Consider the following 25387-nt stretch of genomic DNA (forward strand, 5'->3'; position numbering starts at 1 on the left):
ATCCGGGGAACTCTGGCCGGGGGATCCTCGGATCAGGTCCGGGGATGACGGAGCGAGAGGTATGACATCCGCGGACTTCTCCGCAATCCTTTGACAAGACGCAATTTACCACCGTTCGGTGCAAAAACCCCCTTTGAATTTTCTTGCCAATTGGCTATCCCCCTGTACGGTTTCACAGTAACCGGCCGCCAAAGGCCGGATCATGGGAGGACTATCATGAAGAAATACCTGCAGGGCGCAGCCGTCGCCGCGATCTCCGTTGCCATCGCCACGCCGTCCATGGCGCTGGAATGGAACGTCTCCGTCTGGGGCAAGCGCCGCGCCTTCACCGAACATATCGAAAAGCTGGCCGAGCTCGTCTCCGAGAAGACCGGCGGCGACTTCACCATGAACGTGTCCTACGAAGGCCTGTCGAAGAACACCGAGAACCTCGACGGGATCCAGATCGGCGCTTTCGAGATGGCGCAGATCTGTGCCGGCTACCACGAGGACAAGAACCCGACCCTGACGGTGCTGGAACTGCCGTTCCTCGGCGTGCGCAACCTGGAGGAAGAGGTCGCCGTGTCCGATGCGCTCTACGCGCATCCGGCGGTGAAGAAGGACCTCGAGCGCTGGAACGCCATGCTGCTGATGTCCTCTCCGATGCCGCAGTACAACCTCGTCGGCACCGGCGAGCCGCGCGACACGCTGGAAGAGTTCTCCGGCATGCGCGTCCGCGCCACCGGCGGCATGGGCGAGGCGTTCAAGGCTGTCGGCGCAGTGCCGACCTCCGTGCCCTCGAACGAGGCGTATAACGCGATGGAATCCCACGTGGTCGACACCGTGGCCTTCGCGCAGCACGCGCATCTGTCGTTCCGCACCATCGACCAGGGCACCTGGTGGACGGAGAACCTGAACCCCGGCACCGTGAACTGCCCGGTCGTCGTCAACATCGACGCCTACAATTCGCTGACGCCGGAGCAGAAAGAGGCGCTCGACAGCTCCGTTCCGGAAGCGATCCAGTACTACATCGACAACTACCAGTCCGAAGTTCTGACCCAGTGGGACAAGATCCTGACCGAGAAGAACGTGACCAAGGTGCAGTACTCCGACGAGGAAATCGCCAAGTTCGAAGCCGCGACCCAGGGCGTGGCCGACGAATGGATCAAGGCGCGCTCTGCCGAGGGTATCCCGGCGCAGGAGCTCTATGACCTCGTGAAGGCCAAGCTGAAAGAACTGCACGGCATGTGATCCACGCCTTTCGGGGTGTAAACGGGGCCCCGGCGACTGGCCGGGGCCTTGACGTATCCGCCCTCCGGGGCGGCGATGAACAGGGGGTACGGGGATGGCGGGATCGTCCGCAGTTCTGAGCGACGACAGCGCGCTGTCGCGGATCGACCGGGGGATATACCGGATCGAAAAGGTGTTCGGCGTGATCGCCGGAACGACGGTGCTGATCCTGATGCTGCTGGCGGTGGTGTCGGTCGGGGGGCGGAACCTCTTCAACGCGCCGCTGCCGGGCTACGTGGACTGGATCCAGGTGCTGATGCCGCTGATCGCCTTCCTCGGCATCTCCTACGCGCAGCGGGACGGCGGGCACATCCGCATGGACATCCTGATCGGGCGGCTGCAGGGCCGGGCGCTCTGGACGGCGGAATTCGTCACCACGCTGGTCACGCTCGGGCTGATCCTGCTGCTGGTCTGGGGAAGCTGGGCGCATTTCGGGCGCAGCTTCGACTGGAACGCGCGGTACTTCAGCCGCGACAGCACCATCGACATCGCCCTGCCTCTCTGGCCGGCGAAGCTGCTGGTGCCGGTTTCGTTCGGGATCATGGCGCTGCGGCTGGTGCTGCAGCTCTGGGGCTACGCTGTGGCCATCGCGTCGGGGAGCACGACCCCGGTGGCGGTGCCGCTGGTGAAATCGGCTGCCGAACAGGCGGCGGAAGAGGCCGAGCATGTCTCGTCCCTCGACAGGTAAGGACAGGTCATGAGCAGCGTAGATATCGGACTCTGGGTCACCGGCGGGTTGTTCGTCCTGGTCGTGCTTGGCATGCGGGTCGCCTTCGCGGCGGGCATGGCGGGCGTGGTCGGGCTGATCTGGATCTTCTGGGACAAGAAGCAATACGCCTGGGACCAGTTCGGCTGGGCCCTTGGCGTGGCGGTCAAGACGGCGGGGCAGGTGCCCCATTCCAAGATCGCCAGCCAGGAACTGTCGCTGATCCCGGTCTTCATCCTGATCGGCTACATGGCCTATTACGCGGGCCTGACCACGGCGCTGTTCGATGCGGCGAAGAAGTGGCTGGGCTGGCTGCCGGGCGGCATGGCGATTTCGACCGTCTTCGCGACCGCCGGTTTCTCGGCCGTGTCGGGGGCATCGGTCGCGACCTCGGCCGTCTTCGCGCGCATCGCGATCCCGGAGATGCTGCAGGTCGGCTATGACAAGCGCTTCGCGGCGGGGGTCGTGGCGGCGGCGGGCACGCTGGCCTCGCTTATCCCGCCCTCGGCGATCCTCGTCATCTACGCGATCATCGTGGAACAGGACGTGGGCAAGCTGCTGCTGGCGGGCTTCATTCCCGGCATGTTCTCCGCCGTGGTTTACGCCGGTCTGATCGTCGGGCTGGCGCTGACGATCCCGAGCTTCGGGCCGGCGGTCGGCGGTTTCACCTGGGGCGAGCGGATGCGGGCGATCCTGCCGGCGCTGCCGATCGTGCTGGTGGTGCTCATCATCATCTCGTTCATCTACAACCCGTTCGGGGATCCGCTGGGCACGCCGACCGAGGGCGGGGCGCTTGGTGCGGCCCTGATCTTCGTCCTCGCGCTGGCCAAGGGGATGAAGTGGTCGGAGCTGAAGGACGCGCTGCTGGAAACGGCCAAGCTGGCCACGATGATCTTCACCATCATCTGGGGCGTGCTGATCTACGTCCGGTTCCTGGGCTTCGCCAACCTGCCGCGCGCGTTCTCCGACTGGATCAACGGGATGGAGCATTCGCCGATGCTGACGCTTGTCCTGATCCTGCTGGCCTACGCGGTGCTCGGCTGTTTCATGGATGCGATCGGGATGCTTCTGCTGACCCTTCCCGTCGTCTACCCGGCGGTGATGGAGCTGAACGGAGGCGAGCTGGTCTCGGCGGCTGACAGCGCCTTCGGGATGTCGGGGCCGATGTGCGCAATCTGGTTCGGGATTCTGGTGGTGAAGATGGCGGAGTTCTGTCTGATCACGCCACCAATCGGTCTGAACTGTTTCGTGGTGGCCGGGGTCCGGCCGGAACTGTCGGTGCAGGACGTCTTCCGGGGCGTGACGCCGTTCTTCATCGCGGATGCGCTGACGATCGCGGGGCTGGTGGCGTTTCCGGGGATCGTGCTCTGGCTGCCGTCGCTGGCTTAGGGGGCAGAGCGACGAGCCGCGCAGGGCCTGTCCGCGGATAGGCGCTCTGACGATTGAACCGCGCGATTTATGGCGCCCTTCACATCTGCCTTCCACGGTCGTTGCGCGGGTGTCAAAGCGCCTGTCCGGGGGGCGGACAGGCGCTGCGCGGCGGCTTCGCCGCTGTTTCGCGCAGGGGGCCGTCTGCCCCCCTTCGCCATTGTCGCTCGGACCAATGGCGCGAAAATGGCGCCCCCCGAGGACACTATTGGCAAAGAGAACTAAGGGTTACGCGTCCCGCCACGCACCCGGCGCAAGCCCGTCCAGCCGCCAGTCGCCAATCGCGACGCGGATCAGGCGGAGGGTCGGATGGCCGACATGGGCGGTCATGCGGCGGACCTGGCGGTTGCGGCCCTCGGTGATGGTCAGTTCGATCCAGGCATCCGGCACGGTCTTGCGGAACCGGACCGGAGGGTCGCGGTCCCAGAGCCATGCCGGCGGGTCGATCAGGCGGGCCTTCGCGGGCAGGGTGGGGCCGTCCTTCAGGGTGACGCCGGTGCTGAGCGCGGAGAGGGCGGCACGGTCCGGCACCCCCTCAACTTGGGCGAGATAGGTCTTCGGAGCCTTGTACCTCGGATGAGAAATACGCGCCTGCAGGCGGCCGTCGGAGGTGAGGACCATCAGGCCTTCGCTGTCGCGATCCAGCCGTCCCGCCGGATAGACGCCGGGCATGTCGATGAAGTCCGAAAGCGTGCGGCGGGGCGAGCCTTCGGTCCCGCGGTCGGTGAACTGCGAGAGCACGTCGAAGGGCTTGTTGAAGAGGATCGTGCGGGGCATGGCCCCGGTTATCACCACGCCGGGGCGCAGACAACGAACGACCCGGCAGATCGGGCCAGATGACCTGCCGGGCCGTCTTGTAACGGAGGGCGTGGCCCTCCGCTATTCTGATGCTCAGGCGGCGGCTTTCAGGGACTCGCCGGTGCCGATGAATTCGCCGTGCAGCGCCTTGATCGCCGGTTTCAGCACGTCACGGTCCATGACGAACTGAACGTCCACATTGCGCGGCCCCTGAGTCGCTCCGATGCATTCGTGGCCGGCGTCGGCAATGGCGCAGAGTCCCCGTTGCAGCACGCGCAGGGTCGACAGGTCGCGACCGATGACAGAGGCAAGCGCCAGCGTCTTCGACCGGATCTCGGCCTGCGGATAGAGCGCGGCGATGTCCTTTTCGACCCGCTTCATCACCTTGAGCGATGAATCCACGTAATGCGTGATCGTGTTGGCGTTGGACAGCTTGGACACGATCCGCACGTCATGGCGCTTCAGCACATCGAGGATTGCGGCGTCGTAGCCCTTCACCCCGACCATGTCCTGTTCGAACACCTCCAGCGCGATGATGTCGAGGCCGGTGACGATTTCCACGCCCGGCGTCTCGGCCGGCTGGTCGTCGATCAGCGTGCCCGGATCGTCGGGTTCGAAGGCGTTGGTCACGCGCAGCGGCACCTCGGCCTGACGCAGGGTCTTGGCGGCCTTGGGGTGGATCGCCTCCATCCCCATGTTGGACAGCTGGTCGGCCACGTCGTAGTTGGTGCGGCCCAGCTTGCGGACCGCGTCCTGACCGACGAGGTTGGGGTCGGCGGAGGAGAGGTGGAACTCCTTGTGGATGATCGCCTCTGCCGCGCCGGTGAGGGCAGCGAGACGGGAGAATGTCACCTCGGAATAGCCGCGGTCGAATTCGCGCATCAGGCCTTCGGCGCACTGGGCGTAGCCGGTGACGATCGGCATTTCCGTCGCCGGATCGACCCGGTCCATCGCCCTGAGGATGCGGTCGTCGAGGGTCACGTCCCCCTCGTCCCGCCAGCCGGACAGGTCCACGAGGCGGGCATTCACGCCGGCGCGCTGAAGCAGGAGGGTGGTGGCGAAGGCGGAATGCGCCTCACCCAGACCCGAAAGCAGTTCGCGCACCTGAAGCAGATGCTCCGCAAGCCGGAAGTGGCCGTAGTTGCACAGCCGCTGGAGGTCGGTGAGGGCGTTCCGCACATCCTCGATCCGGCCCCGCACGAAATCGGTGGCGCGTTCGACATCGGCCGGATGGTCCAGCACGGCTTCGTGCGCCTCGATCATCGCCACGGCGACCCGGTCCAGCCCCTCGTGCCAGCCGCGGTCGTTGTCGGCATGGGCGAACTGGGCATAGACACCGGGGTCGCCGGATTTCTTGTGCTCCAGCAGCAGGTTGGTGATGCCACCGAATGCCGAGACGACGAAGATGCGTCCGTAGAGGTCGCCGTCTCGGCGGAACAGCGTATCGCGCAGTTCATGGACGCGGGACATGGAGGTCCCGCCGATCTTTTCGACAGTGTGGGTCATGGCAGCGCCTCAGGCGTCTTCCTTCGCGGGGGCGTAGGAGCCGTCGGCCTGATGCACCTCCGTCCCCGTGACGGGGGGATTGAAGCAGCAGGCCATGACCAGTTCCTCGTCCGCGACCAGCGTGTGCTTGTCATGCTCGTCGAGCGCGTACATCACGCCCGGCGTGATCTCGTGCGTTTCGCCGGTGGCGAGGTCGGTGATCCGGCCCTTGCCCTGCATGCAGTAGACGCTTTCGAAGTGGTTCTTGTAGTGGAACGTGTGTTCCGAACCGGCCTCGAGGAAGGTGATGTGAAAGGAAAAGCCCATGTTGTCGTCGGCCAGCAGCATCCGGACCGAGGTCCAGTTGGCATCCGCGACGACGCGGTCTTTTTCGTCCTGAACGATCTTGTTGAAATCACGTACGATCATGTCGGTTACTCCGCAGCAATCTTGTTGGTTTCGGTGACCTCGCGGGCAGCGTCCAGCAGGATGGCAAAGCCCTTGCGGAACGTTTCGTCCGGGGTCGTGAGTGGGGCGAGGATCTTGACGACTTCGTCATCCGCGCCCGAGGTTTCGATGACCAGGCCCTTTTCGAAGGCGCGCGCGCAGATCGCGGCAGCCAGATCGCCCGATCCGACGTCGACGCCCTGCATCAGGCCGCGGCCCTTGAGCGTGGCGCCGGGGATCAGCGCGGCGAGGTCCTGGAGACCGGTGGTCAGCAGGGTGGTCTTGGCCTGAAGTTCGGTCTCGAAGGTCTTGTCCTTCCAGAACTTCTCGATCGCGACGCGGGCGGTGACGAAGGCGTGGGTGTTGCCCCGGAAGGTGCCGTTGTGTTCGGCTGGCTTCCAGATGTCATGTTCCGGCTTGATGAGAAGCGCGGCGAAGGGCAGGCCGAAGCCGGAAAGGCTTTTCGCCTGCGTGACCATGTCGGGCACGATCCCGGCGCGTTCAAATCCGAAGTAGGTGCCGGTGCGACCGCAGCCGGACTGGATGTCGTCCACGATCAGCAGCGCGCCCAGCTTTTTCGCCAGTTTCGCCACGCCCTGCATCCATTCGTCGGACGCCGCGTTCAGGCCACCTTCGCCCTGCACGGGTTCAAAGATGAAGGCTGCGGGCGCATCGACGCCGGAGGAGCCGTTTTCCAGCATCGCCTCGATGAACTGAAGCGTATCAACGCCTTCGCCCATGGCGCCGTCGAACGGCAGGTGCGTGACGTCGCCAAGATGCGCGCCACCCGCGCCGCCGCGCTTGCCGGAATTGCCGGTCAGCGCCAGCGAACCGAGGGTCATGCCGTGGAAGCCGTTGGTGAAGGCGATCACGTTGCGGCGGCCGGTCACCTTGCGGGCCAGCTTGATCGCCGCCTCGACCGCGTTGGTGCCGGTCGGGCCGGTCATCATGATCTTGTAGTCGAGACCGCGGGGCTTGAGAATATGCTCCTCATACGCCTCGAGAAACGCGGTCTTCGCATCGGTGTGCATGTCGAGACCATGGGCGATCCCGTCGCCGGAGATGTGGTCGATCAGCGCCGCCTTCATGTCCGGGTCATTGTGCCCGTAGTTCAGCGACGAGCAGCCGGCGAGGAAGTCGATGTAGTCGTTGCCTTCGGCATCGGTGAGCACGGAGCCCTTGGCGGAGGTGAATTCCGTCGGGAAGGCGCGGCAATAGGAGCGCGCGGCGCTTTCGCGGCGGGAATAGACGGATAGGTTCTGGGTCATGTCTTTCGGCATGTCGTGTCCTTTCGGAATATCGGAAATGGGGCAGGGGGAGGCGTGGGCGGGTCAGGCCGCCTTCGCCAGATCGTCCTCTGCCGGGAGGGTGATGGTGACCATGTGTTCGGTGTCGTGCTGACCGCCGAAATGGTCTTCCTCGTGGTAGTGGGGTTCGTCGCTGAGATCGCCGCCGATGTTGCGGGCAAAGCTGCGGAACAGCGCCCAGGAGGCATCGTTGTCTTCGGTGATCGTGGTCTTCAGCGTCTCGGCCTCCGCGCATTCGTCGCGGTTGATGAGATGGGTCAGCATCTTGCGACCCAGTCCGAGCCCGCGCGCCTTGGGGCTGACGGCAACCTGCCAGACAAAAAACGCGTCCTCGTTCGGAATCATGTGGCCGGAAATCCAGCCGACAACCTCTCCGTCCAGTTCGGCCACGACGCAGGTGTCGCGGAAGTGGTCTGCCTGGATGAGATTGCAATACATGGAGTTTTCGTCGAGCGGCTTGCACGCGCGCACAAGGTCCCAGATGGCGGAACCGTCGGTCTTGCGTGGCTTGCGCAGGATCGGCTGAGGACTTCGGGTCTTGTCTGACTGTGTCTGCATGTTTCGTCTGGCCCTTTAGTTGCTTCGGTCATCTAACTAATGGAGAATGGGTAAAGTTTCAACCTTCGAAGGAATATTTTGCGGCGGGGTGGCGGTTTTCGGCCTCTTATCCCCCATATTTTGCTTGTCTGACTACGGTTTCGGTTTATCTGTATACTTCATTCGCCGAAGTTTCGTTCTTTGGCGCTCCTTCGATCCTTAGCCAGTTGAACGAACAGATGCGCGGTGCGATACTTTCCGTCATGAACGAAACCGATCCCAACCGGGTGGACGACAGTCTCATCGCCCTTCGCCGCATCCTGCGCGCGACGGAGCAGTACGAGCGTGACCTCGCGGCTTCGGCCGGGTTATCGCCGGCGCAGCTGCGGGTGCTGCAGATCATCGCGGGCAAGCCGGATGCCAGTGCCACGCCAAGCGCGCTGGCGCAGCAGATGGGTGTCAGCCAGGCGACGGTGACCTCGGTCGTGGACAAGCTGGTGGCGCGGGGATTGGTCCGGCGGGTGCCCTCGGAAACCGACCGGCGGCAGACCAATGTGATCCTGACCGTGACCGGGCGATCCGCGCTGGACGAGGCGCCGGATGCGCTGCAGCAGCGCTATGTCCGGGAGTTCGTGAAGCTGGAGGACTGGGAGCAGGCGCAGCTTGTCGCGTCACTGGAGCGGGTGGCGGCGATGATGGATGCGCATCTGATCGACGCGTCGCCGGTGCTGACGGTCGGGGCGATCGACGGGAAGCGGAAGTAGGCCAGGGCGCGGGCCGGGCGTTCCGGGGCTTTGCTCTGGCGGGGGCGCGTCATCTTTGGGCAAGGCGTCATCCTCGGGCAAGGCGTCATCCTCGGGCTTGACCCCAGTATCTCCTGCCACGTCGTGCGCCCCTGCCGGAAAGATGACCGGTTCATGCCCGAGGATGACAGTTTCTCTGGCGCTCGAGCATACAGCTGATCGCCCCATGCCTGAGTTTGACTTTTGCATCGCCCCCCAAATTGAACGGATCCGAGTGCCCACCCCACGGGCCGCCGCCTGATCGTCACGCAATGCATACAATTGTATGCCGCATTCCGCCGCACCCGCGTGCGACACGGTAGACCTGACCCGCACCTTGCGATAAGCGTCGCTCAACAGCAACGGAGGCTTACCCAAATGGCTGACAGCACCACCCCCGACATCATCTACACCAAGGTCGACGAAGCGCCGGAGCTTGCCTCCGCCTCGCTGCTTCCGATCATCCAGAAATTCGCCGCGGCCGCGGGCGTGACCGTCGGGACGAAGGACATTTCCCTTGCCGGGCGCATCATCTCGGCCTTTCCGGAGGCGCTGAGTGCGGAGCAGCGGATCGATGACGACCTCGCCATTCTGGGCGACCTTGTGAAGACGCCCGAGGCGAACGTCATCAAGCTTCCGAACATCTCCGCCTCCGTCCCGCAGCTGGTCGCGGCGGTGAAGGAGCTTCAGGCGCAGGGCTACAAGCTGCCGGATTACCCGGAAGAACCGGCGACGGATGCGGAAAAGGCCGTGCGGGCGAAATACGACGCGATCAAGGGGTCTGCCGTGAACCCGGTGCTGCGCGAGGGCAACTCCGACCGGCGTGCGGCGATTGCGGTGAAGAAATTCGCCCAGGCCAACCCGCATCGCATGGGCGACTGGAGCAAGGACAGCAAGACGCGCGTGGCCTCCATGTCGGGCGGCGACTTCTGCTCGAACGAGGTGTCGGCGACGCTCGCGAAAGCCGCAACCGCAAAGATCGTTCTGGAGACGGCTTCGGGCGAGACCGTGCTGAAAGAGGGGGTGAAGTTCCCGGAGGGCACCGTCGTGGACGCGACCTTCATGTCCGCCAAGGCGCTGGATGCCTTCCTGCTGGACGAGATCGCGAAGACCAAGGCGGAAGGCGTCCTGTTCTCGCTGCACATGAAGGCGACGATGATGAAGGTGTCCGATCCGATCATCTTCGGCCATGCGGTTGTCGCCTATCTCAAGCCCGTCTTCGACCAGTACGGCGAGAAGATGAAGGCGCTTGGCGTGAACCCGAACTCCGGCCTCGGCGACCTGCTGGAGCGGGTGAAGGACGATGCAGAGATCATGGGCGCCATCGACAGGGTCATGAAGGACCAGCCGCCGATGTACATGGTGAACTCCGACAAGGGGATCACCAACCTGCATGTGCCGTCGGACGTGATCATCGACGCCTCCATGCCTGCGCTGATCCGCGCGGGCGGCAAGGGCTGGGGCCCGGACGGGAAAGAGCATGACACCGTCTGCGTCATCCCCGACAACTCCTACGCGCCGGTCTATGACGAGACGATCAAGTTCTTCAAGGAACACGGGAAACTGAACCCCGCGACTGCCGGGACGGTGCAGAACATCGGTCTGATGGCCCAGAAGGCCGAGGAATACGGGTCCCACCCGACCACATTCGAGATCCCGGAGGCCGGGACGGTGAAGATGATCCTCGACGACGGCACCGTGCTGCATTCGCACAAGGTCGAGGCGGGCGACATCTGGCGGTCGGCCTCGGCCCGCAAGGCGCCGATCGAGGACTGGGTGAACCTGGCCATCGACAGGCAGCGGATCGAGGGCTGCGAGGCGATCTTCTGGCTGGACGAGGACCGCGCGCATGACGCGGAGCTGATCAAGCTGGTCAAGCCGATCCTCGAGGCGAAGGGCGTGGCGGACAAGTTCGCCATCATGTCCCCGGCCAAGGCGACGGTGCAGGCGCTGAAGACGATCACGGCGGGGGGCAATTCCATCGCGATCACCGGCAACGTGCTGCGCGACTACCTGACCGACCTGTTCCCGATCCTTGAGCTCGCCACCTCGGCCAAGATGCTGTCGATCGTGAAGCTGATGCAGGGCGGCGGCCTGTTCGAGACGGGGGCGGGCGGGTCCGCGCCCAAGCACGTCCAGCAGCTGCAGGAGGAGAACCACCTTCGTTGGGATTCGCTCGGCGAGTTCTGCGCTCTGGGCGAGTCGTTCAAGTTCCTCGCGGATGCGCGCGGCAATGCCAAGGCGCAGGTGCTGGGCGAGGGCGTGGATGTGGCGACGCAGGGGATCCTGGACCACGACCGGTCGCCGTCCCGCAAGGTCGGAGAGCCGGACAACCGCGACAGCCATTACTGGTTCGCCCGTTACTGGGCCGAGGCACTGGCCGCGCAGACCAAGGACGCCGATCTGGCGGCAGAGTTCGCGCCCGTGGCCAAGGCGCTGGCGGACGGCGAGGCGGCGATTGTCGCAGAGCTGGCGGCGGTGCAGGGCAAACCGGCGGACCTGGGCGGGTATTACCACGCCGATCCGGAGAAGGTGGCGGCGGTGATGCGGCCGTCGAAGACGCTGAACGCGATCATCGGGTGACGGTGGTCCAAGACTTACGGAAGGCCCCGGAGTTCCGGGGCCTTTTTGTTTGTGCCGGCGGCGGGTTGCGAGGTGCCGGTCATCCTCGGGCTTGACCCGAGGATCCTGTGCCGGGGAGATCCTCGGGTCAAGCCCGAGGATGACGGTCCAGGGGCGATGGCCTTTGTGTCGCCGTGATTCCCTCTCCCCCGCGGGGGAGAGGGTTGGGGTGAGGGGTGTTTCGCGCTGAAATGTTTGAAATGAACAATTATCGTTCCGGCATACCCTCCGAAAGCGCATCAGAAAGTTCGCTTTCGGTAATCGCCTCCATCTTCTGCATCTGCCTGAGGACGTAGTCCCGCTGGCTTTTGGTCCTCTCCCGGTTCGCGGGTTTCAGCGCCAGGACCGGTGCGCGGGACAGGACGGCGAGGTACGCAGCCTCGGCGGGGGTGAGCGCATCCGGGGCCTTGTCAAACCAGGTCCTCGCGCCGGCCTCCAGTCCCGTGATGTCCTCGCCAAGCGGGATCAGGTTGAGGTAGAGGCTCAGGATCTCGTCGGCGCTTGCAGCTGCCGTCATGGCCTCGACCGCGTCTTCCTTCTCCAGAGGAGAGGCCTGGACCCAGTCGGTCGGCGTTCCGGCGATCAGCAGCCGCACGGCGGCCTGGGTCAGGGTGGAGTCTTTGCCGGCGGCGTGGCGTTCGCGGAAGAAGCGGTCCTCCTGCGCGATGAAGGCGGCGGTGACATGGGCGGGCAGCCTGGTGACGTCCACGGGAAAGGCGGCGACACGGCGGTCGATTTCTGCATCGTCGGGCAACTTGATCGGCAGGGCCGAGGCGGGGGTCGCGAGCAGGGCGATGAAGGCGAGGAGGGGCAGGCGGGGCATGGCGAGACCTCTGTTCCGGGGCGACAGGATAGCAGGTTCGGCGGAGGGCGTCAGGGGGCAGAGGCCGGGCGGCCCCCCCTCCCGGACCCTCCCGCGGCCCCCTCCTTAACCCTCCCGCGTCCTCCTCCCTAACCCTCCCCCCTGACAGGGGAAGGGGATTACGGTGCCTGGGGCGGAGGTGATGTGGGACGATCCCCTCGCCCCGGCCTTCTCCTCCGGGGGGGAAGGGAGCGATGCCTTACTCAGCCGGCGCGGCGGGCGCTGAGGCGTCGCGCAGTTCGCGGGCCAGCCGCTGCTCTTCCTCCACCTTGGGTTTGGAGAAGCGTGCAAGCAGCAGGTAGGCGACCGGTGTCAGGTAGAGCGTGGAGACAGTCGCCAGCCCGAGCCCGCCGACGATGATCCAGCCAAGCGCTTCACGCGCCTCTGCCCCCGCCCCGGCGGAGAAGATGAGGGGCACGCCGCCGAGCACCGTGGAGACCATGGTCATCATCACCGGGCGTAGGCGGATCGTCGACGCATCGAGGATGGCATCGTACAGCGGCAGGCCGCGGTCGCGCAGCTGGTTGGCGAATTCGACGATGAGAATCCCGTTCTTGGCCATGATCCCGACCAGCATGACCAGCCCGATCTGGGAATAGACGTTCAGGGTCAGCCCGGTGACGACCAGTGCTATCGCCGCGCAGGCCAGACCGATCGGCACGGTGGCCATGACGACGACGGCGGAGACGAAGCTTTCGAACTGCGCCGACAGGACAAGGAAGACAATCACGATGGCGAAGCCGAAGGTGGTCAGCATCCCGGTGGAGGTCTGGTCCAGTGTAGCGGCCTCGGCCAGCGGGACGATGCGGTTTTCCTCGGAGAGGATTTCCGCGCCGAGCCGTTCGACTTCTTCCATCGCGGAGCCGAGCGACATCTGCGGGGTCAGCCCGGCGGAGATTTCGACGGAGCGGTTCTGGCCCTCCCGGTTCAGTTCGGGCGAGACGGCGCGTTCGGTGAGCGTGACGAAGGTGGACATGGGGATCATCTGGCCGTCGCGGGCGCGCACGAAGACGTTTTCCAAATCCGAAGGATCGTTCACCGGCACGGCGGTCGATACCATCTGGATGTCGTAGCTCTTGTCGTCGATGAACAGTTCCCCGACAGACCGCCCGTCGAGCACGGCGCGCAGGGCATCGCCAAGGCCGGTGATGTCGACGCCAAGGTCGGAAGCGCGGCGGCGGTCGATCTCGATGAAAAGCTGGGGCAGGGTGGTTTCGAATTCCAGCCTCACCTGGCCGAAATCGGGGTTCTCCTGCATCCGGGCGACGAGCGTTTCGGCGACGCCGGTGAGCTGGCCGTAGTTGTTGCCGGTGATCGCGAAGGCGAGACCCCGCCCCGCCCCCCGGATGCCAAGCGAATTGGGCTGGATGGCGAAGGCGCGGATGCCGATGACATTGCGCAGGGCGGCGTTGATGTCGGTGACGATCTCGTCCTGGCTGCGGGTGCGGGCGTCCCATGGGGCAAGCGACATGACCATGAACCCGCGCGAGGTGTTGCCGCCGAAGCCGGTGATGGAGAAGACGCTGCGGATCTCTCCGGACTCGCGCAGGGGGGCGACGGCGTCCTCGATCTCGGCCATCTTGCCGGTGGTGTAGGACAGCGCGACGCCCTGCGGCGCGGTGACGGACAGCAGGGCGACGGCGCGGTCCTCCCTCGGCGTCAGTTCCTGCTTGATGTCCTGGGACATGAGGATCGCGGTAAAGGCGAAGAGCGCGGCGATCAGGACGATGACGAAGGGGGCGGCAAGCGCACCCTTCAGGGTCAGCCGGTAGAAGGCGGCAAGCCGGTTGCCAAGCCAGACGAGGGGGCCGCGCGGATCGCTGTCGGCGGGCTTCGTCAGCAGGCGGGAGGCAAGGACAGGGCAGAGCGTCAGCGCCACGACCGAGGACAGCAGCACCGCCATGGCCAGCGTGAACCCGAATTCGCGGAACAGTCCGCCGACCTGACCGGGCAGGAAGGACAGGGGCACGAAGACGGCGGCCAGCGTCGCGGTGGTGGTGACGACGGCGAAGAAGACCTCCTGCGTGCCAAGCACGGCGGCGGCGCGCGGACCGGCGCCCAGAGTGCGGCGGCGGACAATGTTTTCCAGCACCACGATGGCGTCGTCGACGACCATTCCGGTGGCAAGGACAAGGGCCAGCAGGGTCAGGATGTTGACCGAGAAGCCGACGATGTAGATTGCCGCGATGGAGCCGATCAGGGCCACTGGCATGGTCAGCGCGGGGATCAGCGTGGCGCGGACGTCGCGCAGGAACAGGTAGATGACGGCGATCACGATGGCGACGGCAAGGCCAAGCGTCACCATGACCTCGCGGATCGACCCGTTGATGAACAGCGCGTCGTCGGAGGTGATGAAGATGTCGACGTCCTCCGGCAGCGTCTCGGACAGTTCCGCCACCACGCGGTGCACGTCGCGAGAGATGTCGAGCGTGTTTGACGTCGCCTGCCGGATCACCCCGATGCCGACACCGGTCGCCCCGTTTGCGCGCAGGATGGTTTCGTTGTTCGCCGGGCCGAGCGAGACCTGCGCCACGTCGCCGAGGATCACGTTGTCGGCGATCTGCAGCGCCTCGAACGCCTCTGTCGTCGCGATGGTGGCAGTGGTGCGCACGTTGATCGACTGACGCTCACCCGAGAGGTCGCCGGCGGGCACGTCATAGGCCACGTTGTCGAGCGCGGTGCGCAGGTTGCCGAGGGTCAGGCCGCGCGCGGCGAGTTTCCTCTGGTCGATGTCGACGCGGAAGATGGGCTGGCGGTTGCCATAGACCTGCAGGTCGGCGACGCCGTCGACGGAGATCAGGCGATCCTCGATCCGGTCCTCGACAATCTGGGTCAGGTCCTGAGGGGAGCGGCTGGCGGACGTCACCGCGACCCGGATCACCGGCTGCGCGTTTGCATCGGCCTTGATGATCTGCGGCGTGTCGGCGTCCTCGGGCAACTGGTTGGCGATGCGGGCCATGGCGTCGCGGGCGTCGGTGGCGGCGACGTCGAGATCCACGTCGTCGTTGAACTCCAGCGTCACGCGGGACCGGCCATAGCGCGACTGGGAGGAGATGGAGCGGATGCCGGACACACGGCCGACAGCGCCTTCGACCCGGGCGGTGATCTCCTGGTCGATGGTTTCGGGGGACGCCCCGGCGTAGTTCGTGGTGACGGTGACGACGGGGCGGTCGACATCGGGCAGTTCGCGGATCTCCACCCCCGCGAGCCCGGCGAGCCCGGCGATGACGATGAGGGACGAGATGACGAAAGCCAGGATCGGACGGCGCACGAACAGCCCCGTGCCGCCGCCGGTCGCGCCCGCGGGCAGCGGTTCGGGACCGGCGGGCGCGTCGGGGTCGGGGAGGAGGCGGTTGTCGGCAGGGGCGTCGGCACGGTCGGGGGCCGGCGCGGCGCGCGCGCTGTCGCGGGGACCGAAGACCCGCCCGATCAGACCGCGGCTCATGATTTCTCGGGCCATGTGGCGGCGGCTTCCAGCGCTGCGGTGTCGCCGGCGATCTTGACCTCCGCACCGGGGCGCAGGGTCTGGACCCCTTCGATGATGACCGGCTCACCGGGTTCCACCGCGCCCTCGACCAGCACCGAATCCGCGTTGCGCTGGCGGATCCTGACCGGCACGCGCTGCGCCTTGTCCTCGCGCACCACCCAGACGAACGCCCCGTCCGAGGACCACTGCACCGCCAGCGGATCGACCGCGGGGAAGGGGTCGCCTTCGAAGTTCAGCAGGACGGACATGGCCATGCCGTCGCGCAGCCGGTCGCCCTCGTTCGACAGCCGCCCGAGGATACGCACGGTGCGGGAGTTCCGGTCGACGCGGTTGTCGATGGCGACGACCTCGCCCTCGATCTGTTCGCCGGCGAGGGCGAGCGGTTCGGCGATCAGGGTCATGCCGGGCTTCAGCTTGGCCAGCACCCGTTCGGGCACGCGGAAGTCGATCTGGATTTCGGACCGGTCGGAGATCAGCGCCAGGTCTTCCTGGGCGGAGACCCGGTCGCCGGGTTCGACCTCGAGCAGGCCCATCCAGCCGGAGATCGGGGCGAAGACCTCGCGCTGTTCCAGGTCGAATTCGGCCTGGCGGACGGCCAGTTCCGCGGTGCGCAGCTGCAGTTCCGCGTCGCGCAGCGCGACTGCGGAGGCGGTGCCGGACTGGCGCAGGCGGTCCAGCCGGTCCACGCCGTCCTGCGCGTCGGTCAGCATCAGGCGGGCGCGGTCCAGCGCGATGCGTTCGGCCTGATCGTCGAGCCGGAAGATGACCGTGCCTTCCTCGACATAGTCGCCGGAGCGGAAGCCGACTTCGGTGATGCGCCCGCTCGCCTCGGCCCGGACGGTGACGGAGCTGGCGGCGCGGCCGTCGCCGATGGCGGTGACCCGGTCATTCAGCGTGCCGGTGCCCGCGGCGGCCACGACAACCGTGGTCGCCCCGCCGCCGCGGCGCTGTTCGGCGGGTGCTTCGGCGGCCTCGGCGGGGGCGATGCCCAGCTTTTCGTAGACACCCGCGCGTTCCAGCCAGGGCTGTGCCGCGGGCACGTATTCGATCCAGAGCGCCACGGCCCCGCCCAGCACGATCGCGGCCAGAATGATCTGGCTGGCGAAGGATTTCAGAAATCTCAGCCACATGGGCAGGCGGACCCCGCAGGTTGCCACAAGTGAAAACGACGACCGGTAACGACAAGACACCCCGGCCCGCAGGGGACGGAGGTTTGCGACACGCTACCAGCACTCGGCCAAAACGCGCCAGAGACTTTGATGACCTCCGGTCACAAATGCGTAAGCGGTGGCGCACTGCCCATCCGGGTGGCAGGGGGGCAGCGCTGTCGGGGGCGGGCGGGCGCAGGTCGGGATCAGACTGTCGCGGGCGCGGCGTGCGGGGTTAGGGTGGTTCCCAGCCCCCTTCGCCAAGGAATGCCCATGACCACCGACCCGCTTCTCCAGCCTTACACGATCAAGCACCTGACGCTGAAGAACCGGCTTATGATCACCAGCCACGAACCGGCCTATCCCGAGGACGGCATGCCCAAGGACCGCTACCGCGCCTATCACGTCGAACGGGCGCGGGCGGGGGTCGGGCTGACGATGACGGCGGGATCGGCGTCGGTGTCCCGCGACAGCCCGCCGGTGTTCAACAACATCCTTGCCTGGAAGGACGAGGTTGTCGGCTGGATGAAGGCGCTGTCCGACGAATGCCACGATCACGGCTGCGCGGTGATGATCCAGCTGACGCACCTCGGGCGGCGGACGAGGTGGGACAAGGGCGACTGGCTTCCCGTCGTGTCCCCGGGCCATGACCGCGAACCGGCGCACAAGGCCTTTCCCAAGAAGGCGGAGGACTGGGACATCGCCCGCATCATCCGCGACTATGCGGACGCGGCAGAGCGGATGCAGGCGGCGGGGCTGGACGGGATCGAACTGGAATCCTACGGGCACCTGATGGACAGCTTCTGGTCGCCGATGCTGAACGACCTTGACGCGCCCTATGGCGGGGATCTGGACAACCGCATGCGGTTCTCCTTCGACGTGCTCCGCGCGATCCGCGACAGGGTCGGGGACAGCTTCATCGTCGGCATCCGCTACGCGGGGGACGAGATGATGGCAGGCGGGCTGACCAGGGCGGACGGGATGGAGATTTCCCGTCGGCTGCGCGACAGCGGGCTGGTCGATTTCCTGAATGTCGTGCGCGGGCATATCGACACGGACGCGGCGCTGACGGACCTGATCCCCGTGCAGGGCATGGCCTCTGCCCCGCATCTGGATTTCGCGGGGGAGGTGCGGGCGGAGACGCAGTTCCCGACTTTCCATGCCGCGAAGATTCAGGATGTGGCGACGGCGCGTCACGCGATTGCCTCGGGCAAGCTTGACATGGTCGGGATGACCCGCGCCCATATGGCCGACCCGCATATCGTCGCGAAAATCATGCGCGGGGAGGAGGATCGGATCCGGCCCTGTGTCGGGGCGAACTACTGTCTCGACCGGATTTATCAGGGGGGCATGGCGCTTTGCCTGCACAACCCCTCCACCGGGCGGGAGATCGAGCAGCCGCATGACCTGGGCCGGACGGACTGGCCTCAGCGCGTGGTGATCGTCGGTGCCGGTCCGGCGGGGCTGGAGGCCGCGCGCGTGGCGGCCATGCGCGGGCATTCGGTCACGGTGCACGAGGCGGCGGACCGGCCCGGGGGGCAGGTCAGGCTGACCGCGCTGACGCCCCGGCGGGCGGAGATGATGCAGCTGATCCAGTGGCGTGTGGCGGAATGCGAACGGCTTGGCGTGACCTTCCGCTACAACAGCTTCGCCGAGGCCGACACGGTGACGGCAGAGGCACCGGACGTGGTCATCGTCGCCACCGGCGGGCTGCCGCATACCGGGATCGTCACGGAGGGCGCGGACCTGGTCGTGTCGGCCTGGGACATCCTGTCGGGCGACGTGTCGCCGGGGCGGACGGTTCTGATCTACGACGACGCCGGGGACTATGCGGCGCTGCAGGCGGCAGAGAAGATCGCGGCCACCGGCGCGGCGGTCGAGATCGTGACACGGGACCGGGGCTTCGCGTCGGAGGTCATGGCAATGTCGCTGACCCCGTCGCTCCGCGTGCTGCAGAAACATGACGTGACCTTCACGATCACCTGGAAGCTGGGCAGTGTGCGGCGCGACGGCAACGGGCTGACAGCGGTTCTGGACAGCGACTATGGCGCGGAGACGCGGGAGAGGGCGGTCGATCAGGTCGTGGTAAATGCCGGGACGCGGCCCCTGGACGATCTCTATTTCGACCTGCGCCCCGGATCGTCGAACCTGGGTGAGGTCGATTACGAAGCGTTCATCGAAGGGCAGGGGCAGGCGGTGGCCCGCAACCCCGGCGGCACCTACCGGCTTTACCGGATCGGCGACGCGGTGGCGGCGCGCAACACACATGCGGCGATCTATGACGCGCTGCGGCTGGCGCGCACGATCTGAGGGCGACGTGACCCGCTTTGACAGGGTGTGACTTCTGAGGTCCCGGCGACCTTCGGCGGGACCGGGTGCTTGCGTCGCAGCCTCAGCCCATGAAAGTGTTTGGCACGAGCGCGGCGGCCAGCATGTTGAGGTTTTCGCGCAGCGCCTGCCTGGACGACGGCCCGCCCAGGCCGACGCGCAGATATTCGCCGGGCGTCCCGCGCACGGTAAAGGCGTCCGAGGGCATCAGCCCGATCGACCGCCGCGCCATTCGTGCCAGCACATCCGCGCGGGTGCGCCCCTCGGGCAGCCGGAGCCAGAGGTTGAAGGCGTTTTCGGCCGAGCGGTAGCTGTGCCCCGCCAGCACCTCTGCGGCAATGGCCTGCCGGGCCGCGGTCTCGGACCGGATGAACCTGCGGATCCCGTCGGCGGTGCCGTCCTCGATCCACTGCGTCGTCAGCGCCATGGACAGGGGGGACGGCATGACCGACAGCGCGCGGATCGCCTGCGACAGGTGATGGGCGCAGCGCGGCGTCGGGGCGATGGTGTAGGCCAGCCGAAGGCCGGCGCCGATGCATTTGGCCAGCCCGCCGATATGCCATGTCAGGTCCGGCGCGGAGAGCGCGATCGGGGCCGGACCGCGCGCGGGAATGAAGCCGTAGGCATCGTCTTCGATCAGGGTGAGGTCATGGTGGCGGAGCCGTTCCGCGATGGCGAGGCGGCGGTGTTCGGGGATCGTCAGCGTGGTCGGGTTCTGCAGCGTCGGGTTGAGGTAGAGCGCCTTCGGGGCGTGGTCCCTCACGGCTTCGTCCAGCGCGTCGGGCAGGATGCCGCTGTCGTCGCCGGCCAGGCCGACCAGCTTCAGCTGGAGCCGCCCGGCTATGTTGCGGATGCCGGGGTAGGTGATGTCCTCGCACAGGATGGTGTCACCCGGTCGCGCGATGATCGACAGGATCGCCGCCATCGTGGCATGGGCCCCCGGCGTGACCGCGATCCGGTCGAGCGAAGGCACCATCCCCCGCATGCTGAGCCAGATCGACGCCGCCACGCGGTCACGTTCGGAGCCGGTCGAGGTCTGGTAGCGCAGCAGGTCGATCAGGTTGTTGGAGACGTAGCCGAGCCCCTCCTGCATCCGGCGGCGAAGTTCGGGGTCCACGGGTTCGGGCGGCATGTTCATCGCCAGATCCTCCTCGCGCGCGCGGGCGGGATCGGGCGCGGCGCTGACCGAGGTGCTGCGAACAAAGGTGCCGCGGCCGACATGGCTTTCGACGTGGCCGCGGGCCTGGGCTTCCGCATAGCCGCGCGACACGGTGGTGAAGTCTATCTTCAGCCGCTCCGCAAGGCGGCGCTGCGGCGGAAGGCGGTCCCCCGGTTTCAGGCGTCCCGCGCGGATGTCCTCGGCAAGGGCTTCGGCGATGGCGATGTAGCGGGGTTTGCCGCTTTCGATGTCCGTGGGGGTCCAGTCGATCATTGATTGCTCCGTTCTGGCCCGTCCCTACAGAAAACCGCCGAAAGATTGAACCGCATTGTATGGATATTTTGCGAGAATTGATTCGTGTGCTATCCTGGCGACACCGGCAACTCATGCGCCATACCGAATGTGATGCTGTGGAAGGCATGTTTTCTTGCCATCTGCCCAGGCATGAGGCGAAGTTGAATCCGGATTGCACGATTTATTGTATGCATATTGAACTGCTGATTGATTCATACAATTTGCGCTTGGCACAAGATGATCATCCCTCAGCAAGGAGAACATCATGCCCGCAGTCACCCAGGAAGCCCACAAGGACGGCGACTTCTTCGTCAACTACGAGGAAAAGGTCTTTGAAGACGTCAAGGCGGAGGCGGGCGAGAAGGCGCTTGTCACCTTCCACACCGTCGCCTTCGAAGGCTCCATCGGCCTCGTCAACATCCTCAACGCGATCCGTCTGAACCGGAAGGGCTATGAGACCTCGATCCTGCTTTACGGTCCCGGCGTCACGCTCGGCATCCAGCGCGGTTTCCCGACGCTCGGCGACGAGGCTTTCCCGGGGCATCAGAACTTTGCCGTCAACCTGAAGAAATTCATGGGCGAGGGGGGCAAGGTCTTTGCCTGCCGCTTCGCGCTTCAGGCGCTTTACGGACATGGTGAGCCTTCGCTTCTGCCGGGCATCACGCCGATCGCGCCGCAGGACGTGCTGGACTGCATCCTTCTGCACAAGAAGGCCAATGCGGTCATCCTGGATACCTGGACCGTCTGACCCCCGCTGGGGCGCCTTTTGCGCCCTGATGCCGGGCCGGCCTTCCCCTCGGCCGGCCCGGCCCCTTCCGACCGGAGGTTTCCCATGCGAACCGACACGATCCGCGCCGCCGCCGTCCAGATCGCCCCGGACCTGTCCGGCAGGGCGGGAACCATCGAACGGGTGCTGAACGCGATAGCCGAGGCCGCCGGAAAAGGCGCGCAGTTCATCGTCTTCCCCGAGACCTTCGTGCCCTATTACCCTTATTTCTCATTCGTGCTGCCGCCGGTGCAGCAGGGCGCCCCGCATATGGAACTCATGGCGGAGGCCGTCGTCGTGCCGTCGCCCGAAACGCAGGCGGTCGCGGATGCGGCTGCCAAGCGGGGGGTCGTCGTGGTTCTCGGTGTGAACGAACGCGATCACGGGTCGCTTTACAATACGCAGCTGATCTTCGACGCGGACGGTACGCTGGCGCTCAAGCGGCGAAAGATCACGCCTACCTACCACGAGCGCATGGTCTGGGGGATGGGCGACGGCGCGGGGCTGAAGGTCGTGAACACGAAGGTCGGCCGCGTCGGCGCGCTGGCCTGCTGGGAACATTACAACCCGCTTGCCCGCTACGCCCTGATGACCCAGCACGAGGAGATCCATGCCGGCCATTTTCCCGGCTCCCTCGTCGGGCCGATCTTCGGCGAACAGATCGAGGTCACGATGCGGCATCACGCGCTCGAGGCCGGGTGCTTCGTGGTCAACGCCACCGGCTGGCTGACCGAAGAGCAGATCACCCAGATCCATCCCGACCCGGCATTGCAGAAAGGTCTGCACGACGGCTGCATGACCTGCATCATCTCGCCCGAGGGGCGGCATCTGGCGCCTCCACTGACCGAGGGCGAAGGTATCCTGATCGCCGATCTCGACATGCGGCTGATCGCCAAGCGCAAGCGGATGATGGACAGCGTCGGCCATTACGCGCGGCCCGAACTGCTGAGCCTGCTGCACGACACGCGCCCCGCCGTGACCCGCCATGCACGGGACGACGCGCCCTTTCCCGCCGAACAGGAGGACCAGGATGTCTGAACTTGCCCAATCCGATCTGATCAACGAACTGCAGACCCACGGGATGCGCCTTATCGATCCCCGCGCCGGTCAGGAAAGCCGCCGGGGCGGGGCCGGGCCCTCGGACCACAAGGCGATCACCATCGGCGAGACGACGGTGATGATCCCGGTCCACACCGCCCCCAGTTTCGAGAGCCCCTATCTGGTCGAAGCCCCCGACGACACCGGCGCCGCCCGGGTGACCCGTGACGGGGAGGAGGTCGCGCAGGTCCGCTTCCCGACCAAGGCGAAGTTCTATGCGCTGAAGACAGCCGACGGGATCCCCTACAGCCAGATCGCCGCGCTGCATTCGCGCGACGTGCTGGCGACGACGGTGCTGCAGACCTGCATCCGCTACGAGAGCCGCAAGAAGACCTGCCAGTTCTGCGCCATCGGCCAGAGCCTCGCCGCCGGGCGCACCATCGCCCACAAGACACCGGAGATGCTGGCCGAGGTCGCGAAGGCGGCGGTCGAACTGGACGGCGTGAAGCACATGGTCCTGACGACCGGCACGCCCAGGGGGCGCGACCGGGGGGCGCAGGTGATGGTGGACAGTGCGCTTGCGATCAAGGCCGCCGTCGACCTGCCGCTGCAGGGCCAAATCGAACCGCCGGAGGAGGACATCTGGCACCAGCGCATGTTCGACGCCGGGATCGATACCCTGGGGATGCATCTTGAGGCGGTGACGCCGGAAGTGCGCCGGCGGATCATGCCCGGCAAGGCGACGGTTCCGGTCGAGAAGTACCTGTCGAGCTTCGAGGCGGCGGTGAAGGTCTTCGGGCGGGGGCAGGTATCGACCTACATCCTCGCCGGGCTGGGCGACACGCGCGAGGCGATCCTGTCAATGGCCGATACGCTGACCGCCATGGGGGTCTATCCCTTCGTCGTGCCGTTCGTCCCGATCTCGGGCACGCCGCTGGAAAGCCACCCCTCGCCGTCGTCGGAGTTCATGGCCTCCATCCTCCGCCCCCTCGGCCAGATGATCGCGCGCAACGGCATCCTGTCCAAGGACATGAAGGCGGGCTGCGGGAAATGCGGCGCCTGTTCGGCCCTGTCCACCTACGAGAAACTTGCCCCCCTGCCGCAGCGGAGGATCGCATGATCGAGCTTGAGCCACGCGCGTTTCACTGTCCCGGCTACTATATCCGCGCGGCCTCCAAGCGGTTCGAGGCGGACGGCGCGCAGGCGTTGCGGCACCGGACCTTCGTCGAGGAACAGGGGATCTTTCCCGACCACGACCGGGATGGGATCGACCTGATCGCCACCCATCTCGTCGCGTTGTCGACCTATGCGCACGAGGCCGATCAGGTGGTCGGCACGGTGCGTATCCATGAGGATTCCCCGCGCCTGTGGTGGGGATCCCGCCTGGCGGTGGATCGCGACTTCCGGGCTGTCAGCCGGCTTGGGACGGAACTGATCCGGCTGGCCGTCTGTACGGCGAACGCGCGCGGCTGCGACACCTTCCTTGCGCATGTCCAGATGCAGAACGTGCGGCTGTTCGAAAAGCTGCACTGGACCGCGCTGCAGGAGGTCACGATCCACGGCACGCCGCATATGAAAATGCAGGTGGACCTGGCGAAATACCCGCCCTGCGCCGATCCGGTCGCGGGCTGGTATCACCGCACGCAGGGCAGGGCGGGAACATGATGGTGCATCCGGCTCCGTCCACGGTCGCGGCGCTTGCGGATGCGCTGCGCGCGCATCCTTCGATCCGGTCCAAGCTGGGGATCGCGCGGGCCACAGGGGCGCTCGGGCTGACGGCCCGGAGCCCGGGGCGGATCGGCGACGACGCCGCCGCGCTGCCGAACGGTGCGGGCTGGGATCTTGTCGCGGGCGAGGGGTTCATCCCCGCCTTCGTGGCGGACGATCCGTGGTTCGCCGGATGGTGTGCGGTGATGGTGAACCTGTCGGATATCGCAGCCATGGGCGGTCGCGCGACCGCGCTGGTCGATCAGGTCTGGGCGCCGGATGTAGAAACCGCGGCGCCGGTGCTGCAGGGGCTGAAGGATGCCTCTGCGGCCTACGGGGTGCCGCTGGTCGGCGGGCACACCAACCTGGCCGCGCCCGCCATCGGGCTGGCGACTTCGGTCTTCGGCAAGGCGGACGCGCTGATCTCGAGCTTCGACGCGCGCCCCGGCGACGTGCTCATCGTCGCAATGGATCACCGGGGCGCCTATCGCAACTTCGACAATTTCTGCACCGCGCTGGATGCGCCGCATGACCGGCTGCGCGCCGACCTCGACCTGCTGCCCGCGCTGGCAGGCGAGGGACTGGTCGCGGCGGGAAAGGACATCAGCCAGGGCGGCATCGTCGGGACGGCGCTGATGCTGGCGGAGTGTTCCGGCGTGGGGATCGCGATTGACGTCGATGCCGTGTCGCCTCCGCCCGGTGTGGCGGTGGAGCGGTGGCTGCGCAGTTTCCCGAGCTTCGGTTTCCTGCTGGCCGTCGCGCCCGACAAGGCCAACGCCGTCTGCGCCCGCTTCGCCGCGCGCGACATCGACGCCGCCGCCATCGGCCGGATCACTGCGGGCAGCGCCGTGACGCTTACATCGGGTGCGGAAACCGCCCTGTTCTGGGATCACGCGCAGACCCCCTACCTCGGGCTGACCGGAGGCGGCGATGCCTGAAACCTTCTGGACGGTCCGCTGGCCCGACGGGAGCGAGGAACGGCTTTATTCCCCGTCCTCCGTCGTGAGCGAGCTTTTCGAACCGGGCGAAAGCTATGCGCTGCCGGATTTCCTGACGCGGGCCCGTATCGCGATGGAGCGCGCCTCCAACCGGGTCAGGGCCCGCTACGGGCATCCCTGTTCGCTTGCCATGGGCCAGCTTGACCGGATCGAGGCGCGCGTGGCCGGGTTCGACCCGGCGGGCGGCCCCGTCACCTGCCTGAAGATCACCCAATGAGG

21 protein-coding genes are annotated in these 25387 nt (G+C 66.3%); 12 read left to right on the forward strand and 9 right to left on the reverse strand.

The annotated features are described in order from the left end of the window. The first annotated feature begins 216 nt into the window (after nucleotides 1–216). The 3 genes from IEV87_RS03565 to IEV87_RS03575 all read left to right on the forward strand — a co-directional run bounded on the left by IEV87_RS03565 (nucleotide 217) and on the right by IEV87_RS03575 (nucleotide 3364). Nucleotides 217–1230, forward strand: a complete 1014-nt coding sequence (locus tag IEV87_RS03565; RefSeq protein ID WP_188476298.1) for a C4-dicarboxylate TRAP transporter substrate-binding protein — start codon at nucleotides 217–219, stop codon at nucleotides 1228–1230. A 94-nt stretch (nucleotides 1231–1324) separates the two neighbouring features. Next, nucleotides 1325–1957 (forward strand): TRAP transporter small permease subunit, encoded by a 633-nt coding sequence (locus tag IEV87_RS03570; RefSeq protein WP_188476299.1) that lies wholly within the window; start codon nucleotides 1325–1327, stop codon nucleotides 1955–1957. Between the two features lie 9 nt (nucleotides 1958–1966). After that, complete coding sequence (locus tag IEV87_RS03575; protein WP_188476300.1) at nucleotides 1967–3364, forward strand: TRAP transporter large permease; 1398 nt, start codon at nucleotides 1967–1969, stop codon at nucleotides 3362–3364. A 267-nt stretch (nucleotides 3365–3631) separates the two neighbouring features. Here the strand turns inward: IEV87_RS03575 and IEV87_RS03580 are convergent, their stop codons facing one another. The 5 genes from IEV87_RS03580 to ectA form a co-directional block, all read right to left on the reverse strand. Further along, nucleotides 3632–4180 (reverse strand): rRNA large subunit pseudouridine synthase E, encoded by a 549-nt coding sequence (locus IEV87_RS03580; protein ID WP_188476301.1) that lies wholly within the window; start codon nucleotides 4178–4180, stop codon nucleotides 3632–3634. Between the two features lie 114 nt (nucleotides 4181–4294). Continuing rightward, the gene (locus IEV87_RS03585; RefSeq protein WP_188476302.1) at nucleotides 4295–5707 is read right to left on the reverse strand and encodes an aspartate kinase; all 1413 of its coding nucleotides are present in this window, start codon (nucleotides 5705–5707) and stop codon (nucleotides 4295–4297) included. Between the two features lie 9 nt (nucleotides 5708–5716). Beyond that, nucleotides 5717–6115: an ectoine synthase gene (locus IEV87_RS03590; protein WP_188476303.1), complete on the reverse strand. Its 399-nt coding sequence runs from the start codon at nucleotides 6113–6115 to the stop codon at nucleotides 5717–5719. 5 nt (nucleotides 6116–6120) lie between these two features. Then, nucleotides 6121–7413, reverse strand: coding sequence for a diaminobutyrate--2-oxoglutarate transaminase (ectB, locus tag IEV87_RS03595; RefSeq protein WP_229737417.1), 1293 nt, complete (start codon nucleotides 7411–7413; stop codon nucleotides 6121–6123). Nucleotides 7414–7464: 51 nt separating this feature from the next. Further along, complete coding sequence (gene ectA / locus IEV87_RS03600) at nucleotides 7465–7998, reverse strand: diaminobutyrate acetyltransferase (RefSeq protein WP_188476304.1); 534 nt, start codon at nucleotides 7996–7998, stop codon at nucleotides 7465–7467. Nucleotides 7999–8240: 242 nt separating this feature from the next. Here ectA and IEV87_RS03605 point away from each other — a divergent pair, with 242 nt between their 5' ends. Then, complete coding sequence (locus tag IEV87_RS03605) at nucleotides 8241–8741, forward strand: MarR family winged helix-turn-helix transcriptional regulator (RefSeq protein WP_188476305.1); 501 nt, start codon at nucleotides 8241–8243, stop codon at nucleotides 8739–8741. A gap of 396 nt (nucleotides 8742–9137) precedes the next feature. Continuing rightward, a complete protein-coding gene (locus tag IEV87_RS03610) occupies nucleotides 9138–11342 on the forward strand; it encodes an NADP-dependent isocitrate dehydrogenase (RefSeq protein ID WP_188476306.1) in 2205 nt (734 codons plus the stop codon). A 247-nt stretch (nucleotides 11343–11589) separates the two neighbouring features. On the opposite strand, the gene IEV87_RS03615 is transcribed toward IEV87_RS03610, so the two are convergent. From IEV87_RS03615 to IEV87_RS03625, 3 genes are all read right to left on the reverse strand, one after another. Next, on the reverse strand, nucleotides 11590–12204 hold the full coding sequence (locus IEV87_RS03615) for a biosynthetic peptidoglycan transglycosylase (RefSeq protein WP_188476307.1): 615 nt from the start codon (nucleotides 12202–12204) through the stop codon (nucleotides 11590–11592). A gap of 238 nt (nucleotides 12205–12442) precedes the next feature. Next, nucleotides 12443–15688: an efflux RND transporter permease subunit gene (locus IEV87_RS03620; RefSeq protein ID WP_188476308.1), complete on the reverse strand. Its 3246-nt coding sequence runs from the start codon at nucleotides 15686–15688 to the stop codon at nucleotides 12443–12445. Continuing rightward, on the reverse strand, nucleotides 15685–16860 hold the full coding sequence (locus IEV87_RS03625) for an efflux RND transporter periplasmic adaptor subunit (RefSeq protein WP_188476309.1): 1176 nt from the start codon (nucleotides 16858–16860) through the stop codon (nucleotides 15685–15687). The genes IEV87_RS03620 and IEV87_RS03625 overlap by 4 nt, the downstream gene beginning before the upstream one ends. A 291-nt stretch (nucleotides 16861–17151) precedes the next feature. Between IEV87_RS03625 and IEV87_RS03630 the strand changes: the two genes are divergently transcribed. Continuing rightward, on the forward strand, nucleotides 17152–19188 hold the full coding sequence (locus tag IEV87_RS03630; RefSeq protein WP_188476310.1) for an NADH:flavin oxidoreductase: 2037 nt from the start codon (nucleotides 17152–17154) through the stop codon (nucleotides 19186–19188). Nucleotides 19189–19270: 82 nt separating this feature from the next. Here IEV87_RS03630 and IEV87_RS03635 read toward each other — a convergent pair whose 3' ends face one another. Beyond that, a complete protein-coding gene (locus tag IEV87_RS03635) occupies nucleotides 19271–20638 on the reverse strand; it encodes an aminotransferase-like domain-containing protein (RefSeq protein WP_188476311.1) in 1368 nt (455 codons plus the stop codon). 286 nt (nucleotides 20639–20924) lie between these two features. On the opposite strand from IEV87_RS03635, the gene IEV87_RS03640 reads away from it, so the two are divergent. From IEV87_RS03640 to IEV87_RS03665, 6 genes are all read left to right on the forward strand, one after another. Next, entirely contained in the window at nucleotides 20925–21407 is a 483-nt protein-coding gene (locus tag IEV87_RS03640) for an MSMEG_0572/Sll0783 family nitrogen starvation response protein (protein WP_188476312.1), read from the forward strand. Nucleotides 21408–21491: 84 nt separating this feature from the next. After that, nucleotides 21492–22463 (forward strand): Nit6803 family nitrilase, encoded by a 972-nt coding sequence (locus tag IEV87_RS03645; protein WP_188476313.1) that lies wholly within the window; start codon nucleotides 21492–21494, stop codon nucleotides 22461–22463. Further along, nucleotides 22456–23583, forward strand: a complete 1128-nt coding sequence (locus IEV87_RS03650; protein ID WP_188476314.1) for an MSMEG_0568 family radical SAM protein — start codon at nucleotides 22456–22458, stop codon at nucleotides 23581–23583. Before IEV87_RS03645 ends, IEV87_RS03650 begins: the two co-directional genes overlap by 8 nt. After that, complete coding sequence (locus IEV87_RS03655) at nucleotides 23580–24128, forward strand: MSMEG_0567/Sll0786 family nitrogen starvation N-acetyltransferase (protein ID WP_188476315.1); 549 nt, start codon at nucleotides 23580–23582, stop codon at nucleotides 24126–24128. The genes IEV87_RS03650 and IEV87_RS03655 overlap by 4 nt, the downstream gene beginning before the upstream one ends. Further along, nucleotides 24125–25108 carry a sll0787 family AIR synthase-like protein gene (locus IEV87_RS03660; RefSeq protein ID WP_229737418.1) on the forward strand — a complete coding sequence of 328 codons (984 nt, stop codon included), beginning with the start codon at nucleotides 24125–24127 and terminating at the stop codon, nucleotides 25106–25108. Before IEV87_RS03655 ends, IEV87_RS03660 begins: the two co-directional genes overlap by 4 nt. After that, entirely contained in the window at nucleotides 25101–25385 is a 285-nt protein-coding gene (locus IEV87_RS03665; protein WP_188476316.1) for an MSMEG_0570 family nitrogen starvation response protein, read from the forward strand. Before IEV87_RS03660 ends, IEV87_RS03665 begins: the two co-directional genes overlap by 8 nt. The last annotated feature ends 2 nt before the right edge of the window (nucleotides 25386–25387 follow it).

The sequence above is a fragment of the Primorskyibacter flagellatus genome, assembly GCF_014638275.1.
GTDB lineage: Bacteria > Pseudomonadota > Alphaproteobacteria > Rhodobacterales > Rhodobacteraceae > Pseudooceanicola > Pseudooceanicola flagellatus_A.